We start from the raw sequence: 5,448 nt of genomic DNA, 5'->3' as shown, positions 1-5,448 counted from the left end.
GAACCGGCTGGCGGAGCTGCTCCAAGAAGCTGGGGCTCCCGGACGGCGTCTTCAACATCGTTCACGGTGCACATGACGTCGTTAACGGCTTGCTTGAGCACGAAGACGTCAAGGCGATTTCATTTGTCGGCTCCCAGCCTGTGGCCGAGTACGTGTACAAGACGGCAGCGGCTCACGGTAAACGGGTACAAGCGCTCGGTGGTGCAAAAAATCATTCCATCGTCATGCCGGATGCCGATCTCAAGCTGGCGGTCAAAGAGATCACAAGCGCGGCTTTCGGCTCCGCAGGTGAACGCTGTATGGCCTGCTCGGTTGTCGTGGCCGTCGGCGATATCGCCGACGAGCTGGTGAGCGGACTGGCCGAAGCCGCCAAGAATATCCCCGTAGGCGACGGTATGGAACCGGATGCCTTCCTGGGACCTGTGATCCGGGAATCCCATAAGAGCCGGACCATTGGATATATTGAGAAGGGGATACAGGAGGGGGCTCAGCTTGTATTGGACGGCAGGGATCATGTCTTGGCCAACGCAGAAGGTTATTTTCTTGGCCCGACCATCTTTGACCACGCCGCTCCCGGTATGGACATTTGGACGGACGAAATTTTTGCGCCTGTACTTCAGGTCGTCCGGGTAAACAGCCTCCAGGAAGCCGTAGCGATTGCCAACAAGTCCGAGTTTGCCAATGGGGCCTGTATCTATACGGACAGCGCCAAAGCGATTCGAGAGTTTAGGGAATCGATCGACGCCGGCATGCTTGGGGTCAATGTAGGCGTACCGGCACCCATGGCGTTTTTTCCTTTCTCCGGCTACAAAAAATCCTTTTACGGAGACCTTCACGCCAACGGTAAAGACGGGGTGGAATTCTACACCCGCAAGAAAATGGTTGTGGCCCGCTATTGATCATGGAGCAAATTGCCACAGACTGGAACTTTCCCTATACTTAGAGTACAGAGCAGCGTTAAGGAAGGGGGAACGAGGGTGGCGACGATCTACGATATCGCCCGGGAAGCCGGCGTGTCCATTGCCACGGTATCCAAGGTCATCAACCAGACCGGCCGGATCAGCGACAAGACAAGAAAGCATGTGCAGGACGTGATGAAACGGATCGACTACCAGCCGAGCGTCGTCGCATCCGCCTTGACCAAGAAAAGGACCTATTATCCCGGATATCGCGAACCCGTTTTTTGCCGAGTTGGCCCGCAGCATCGAAGATCATGCCCAGGAGCTTGGATACAGCCTGGTCATATGCAGCACGGACAACGATTTGACCCGGGAAGAAAGGTATGTCAACGTTCTCCGGCAAAAGAGCGCCGACGGGATCATCATCGCCACTGGCGCCCGCAACGACGCCATGATGAAGCAGCTGATGAAATACAAGCTTCCGGTTGCCGTCATCGCGCGGGAAATGCCGCTGCTTGCAGTGGATACCGTGCTCGTGGACGATTACTTAGGCGGCTATCTGGCTGCGTCTCACTTGACTGGGCTCGGACACCGGAACATTGCCGTGATTGCGGAGGATTTGGCTGTGATGAGCTCGAAGGAACGGGTTCGCGGTTACCGGAAAGCGCTTGAAGAAGCAGGAATCCCTTATGACGAGAATTTGGTGGCGGTCAGTCCGTTTCATGTAGAGGGAGGGAAGGCGACAGCCAAGGAGCTGCTCAGCGGCTCCAACCCGCCAAGCGCCATCTTCGGATGCAACGATCTGCTGGCGATCGGAGTCGTGCAGGCTGCCCGGGAGCTTGGCCTGCGCGTACCTGAGGATGTTTCGGTCGTGGGCTTTGACAACACGGTGCTGGCGACAATTATCGATCCGCCGCTCACTTCGGTGGCCCAACCCGTTCAGCAAATGGGAAAAGAAATCGTCCAGCTGATCACAGGCGAAATCGACGGAAGCAAGCCCTCCAAGCAGCGCCTGGTTCTGCTGCCGGAACTCGTGGTCCGTGGAACAACCAGCGCCGTGTAACGGCGCTTTTTTTGTTGATTCCCATTGTGGATCACCCGATGATTCCATCGCTTTTCCCGACATAATGAGGCAGTTTCAACCATTTTACAAACATAGACATTTTATTACAAAAATAATGATTGCGCTTTCATGCTGGAGTAGATTATAATTTCTTCAAGGTAAAGCGCTTACCTCACATTTCCAGTCTCATGTTACGACACGGTTCCTTGGGGGAGAGTCCAAAGCCCGTTTCGCTTCGAGTTTATGTTACTAAGCTTCAAGAAGAAGTGAAGAGTCTTAATATGGTATCGCTACCATACGCACTCAATAACGATTTAGATATCGATGCTAACCATCGATCGGGATCGGATTCGGCTCTTGGTTTCAACCACAGAAATGTAATATTTTACAAAAAGTGCAACCATTTTTGATTTACACCTCATCTTGAGAGACTATATTCCAATTAAAGCCGACATTGAAAAGCCATTCTTAGTGAAAGGGGGGGATTCAGCCCTAAGAGAACAGATATGCATTGATCATGACAACGATTAAGGGTGACGGGCGGCATGCAAGACACCGCTTCGGTTCATCAGCAATCATCCACAAAAAAGAAGGTGATCCCAGTCCATGCAAACCCAGGTGAAAACAGCAGCTGTACCTGGAAAGACACCCGGCAAACGATGGAAAAACATTCTTCTGCATAAATACCTCTACATCATGCTGCTTCCTTGCCTCGCTTTTTTTATCGTATTTTCCTACATACCGATGGTCGGCCTGATCCTGGCCTTCAAGGAATACAAGTTCAATACGGGAATCCTCGGAAGCCCGTGGGTCGGTCTGAAGTACTTCGAGCGTTTTTTCAATGATTATCAGAGCGCAATGCTCATCAAGAACACCTTGATCATATCCTGCATGAAGCTGTTTATCGGCCTGCCTTTTCCGATCCTTCTGGCTTTGATGTTCAACGAGATCCGCAACCGTTATTTTCGCAGCATCGCCCAGAGCATCGCCTATCTCCCGCATTTTTTGTCCTGGGTAGTGGTCGTGGGGCTTGCTCAACGCCTGCTTGCTCCGGATAACGGCTTGCTCAACCAGGTCGTGTCTTATTTCGGCGGGGACGGAAGCACCTTTTATATGATGGAACCGAATTATTTCTATTCCATTATGTTCGGCAGCCATTTATGGAAGACGATCGGATGGGACTCCATTATCTATTTGGCGGCGATCGCCGGCGTCAATCCGGATATGTACGAGGCGGCCAAAATCGACGGGGCGAACAAGTGGAAGGAACATTGGTACATCACTCTCCCTTCCATCCGTCCAACGATTCTCATTTTGTTCATTCTTTCACTGGGTAATATTTTGTCCGCCGGATTCGATCAGCTGTACCTCTTGAGAACTCCGGGAAACATGCAGCTCTCTGAAATTCTGGATACTTATGTCATTCGCATCGGTCTTCAGGGCGGCCAATACGGATATGCAACGGCTGTGGGATTAATGCAGGGCTTGATCGGATTGATCCTTGTCGTTACTGCCAACCGTATCTCAAGAAGAGTTTCTGATACATCGGTATGGTAGCGATACCATATGCTTTGCAACAATATTATTGCGTCCATATCGAATCCAGCATTGCATCCATGTAAAGACAGGGGAAAGGCCATTGACCAATTATTTGAAAAGAGGGATGCCGAAATGCTGAAAGGGAAAACGTGGTTCAAAATGTTGTCCATGCCGCTTATCGCCTCCATGCTTCTAGTTGGGTGCAGCGGAAATGATTCAAGCGGTCCAAACAGCGAACCGACGGCGGCTAATCAGGATGCGGGTACGGCAAATCACCCTGCGACTTGGATTGCGGACCGCAAAGTAAAAGGGCTTGTCTTTATGGGGACGGATGACTATACGGAGGATATGAATGCGGAGATCAAAGCCAAGCTGAAGGAGATGACAGGCATCGACCTGGAAATCGAAATCATGGTGGCGGACCATTCCATCGACGGACTCATTGCGGGGCTGGCGTCGAACGACCTGCCCGATTTTATAACATTCTATCTTAACAACAGCGGCCGGCCCGAAATGCAGGTCGTATTGAAAGCGGCCAGAGAGCAAATGTTTACGGACCTTACGCCGCTGATGAAGGACACGAAGATTTACAGCAAATATCTGCAGGACGACTACCTTCCGCTTGACACGAAGTATGGCGTCATGTTCCGGCCGGAGTTCGGCGGATCGTCTTATTTCGTCCATATGAATATCGCCAGACAAGGCGGATACTCGACCCGTAAATATGCCGGCGGTCCTTATATCCGCAAGGATATTGCCGATGCTCTGCATGTGGATCCGCGCACGATTGATACGACCCAGAAGCTGTATGAGCTTGCGCAAAAGATCAAGGCAGGCGGGTTCAAGGATAAGAACGGCAAGGACGTCGTTCCGATCGGTCCTTCTTACTGGGGAGGCAAGGAGGTCGGCGCCCTGTTTAACGACCTGGAGTGGGGCAGCGCCGACCAGCGGATCAATAAGGATGCAGGAGGTAACATTTTGCATGAAAGCCAGACCGAATATGCACTGAAAAAAGTCGTGTATGTGCAAAAGCTCCTGAGCGAGAAACTGCTGCATCCCGAATTTTTCACGATGGACGAAAGGTGGGGAATTATCGGAGATATGCACAATTATCAGGAGTTTAACCGCGATATGCATTACCTGCCGCTGGGACCGATCAATTACGTTGACCGTCCTTATCAAATGCAGGTCGATTATAAATCCGGATACTCGGCCTGGGCGATTCCTGCAACGACCAAAGCTCCGGAAGACATCATGAAGCTGGCGGACTTCCTGGCAAGCCGGGAAGGAAAGCTGCTGTGGCAGTACGGGATTGAAGGCAGGGATTACACCCTGGATGCCAAGGGGAACCCTCTTGCCAACAAAGATATTTTGGATTTGAAGCAAAACAATCCCGAGGAAGCGAAGAAGCTTGGCTTTGCAGGTGTCGGTAACTATTGGGGTGAGCTGCTGGGATCGACGGATATTGACCGGATGGCCGACTTCGGGGAAATGGAATACGGCGACGCGGTTGCTCCGGAAGTGAATGCAGGCGCGCTGAAAATCGCCGATTACTGGGGCTGGGATGACAAACGCAAACAAGCGAATGTTGTGGACGGCTACACACCTTTATCTTTCATCGGAGAATTTGATCAGGGAACCGAGCTGAAGGCGGCGTTCGAAAATTATGACGACAGTCTGATTCGGGCGTATTACGCAAAAAACCTGGATGAGGCGAAGAAGATCCTGGACTCCGCTTCCAAGCAACTGGATGCCTCCGGACTGCAGGCGTTCCTTGAACTGCTGAAGCAGAAAAATGCCGACGCTAAAACGCATTTGAAATTCTAGATGGGAGGATCATGCGGATGAAGCCATTTTACCGGACGCCGCTGGGTGAAAAAGTATATATCTTCGTAATCTACCTGCTGATCACGCTGCTGTGCCTGTCCATCGTCCTTCCGTTTTTGA

General features: G+C 51.5%; 3 protein-coding genes and 2 pseudogenes. All 5 read left to right on the top strand.

The genetic code is table 11. From position 1 onward, the window contains the following. Positions 1-899, top strand: a pseudogene (locus CPT76_RS12945) (aldehyde dehydrogenase family protein); the annotation flags it as partial. 78 nt (positions 900-977) lie between these two features. After that, positions 978-1,061: pseudogene (locus tag CPT76_RS41405) on the top strand (LacI family DNA-binding transcriptional regulator); the annotation flags it as partial. 130 nt (positions 1,062-1,191) lie between these two features. After that, a complete protein-coding gene (locus tag CPT76_RS12940) occupies positions 1,192-1,962 on the top strand; it encodes a substrate-binding domain-containing protein (RefSeq protein ID WP_308737574.1) in 771 nt (256 codons plus the stop codon). 606 nt (positions 1,963-2,568) lie between these two features. Continuing rightward, positions 2,569-3,519: an ABC transporter permease gene (locus tag CPT76_RS12935; RefSeq protein ID WP_105443214.1), complete on the top strand. Its 951-nt coding sequence runs from the start codon at positions 2,569-2,571 to the stop codon at positions 3,517-3,519. 114 nt (positions 3,520-3,633) lie between these two features. After that, positions 3,634-5,328: a type 2 periplasmic-binding domain-containing protein gene (locus CPT76_RS12930; protein ID WP_105443213.1), complete on the top strand. Its 1,695-nt coding sequence runs from the start codon at positions 3,634-3,636 to the stop codon at positions 5,326-5,328. The last annotated feature ends 120 nt before the right edge of the window (positions 5,329-5,448 follow it).

The organism is Paenibacillus sp. AR247 (assembly GCF_002968895.1).
GTDB lineage: Bacteria > Bacillota > Bacilli > Paenibacillales > Paenibacillaceae > Paenibacillus_AQ > Paenibacillus_AQ favisporus.
The sequence above is the reverse complement of the archived record's forward strand: the minus strand, read 5'-3'. Positions and strand labels throughout refer to the sequence as shown.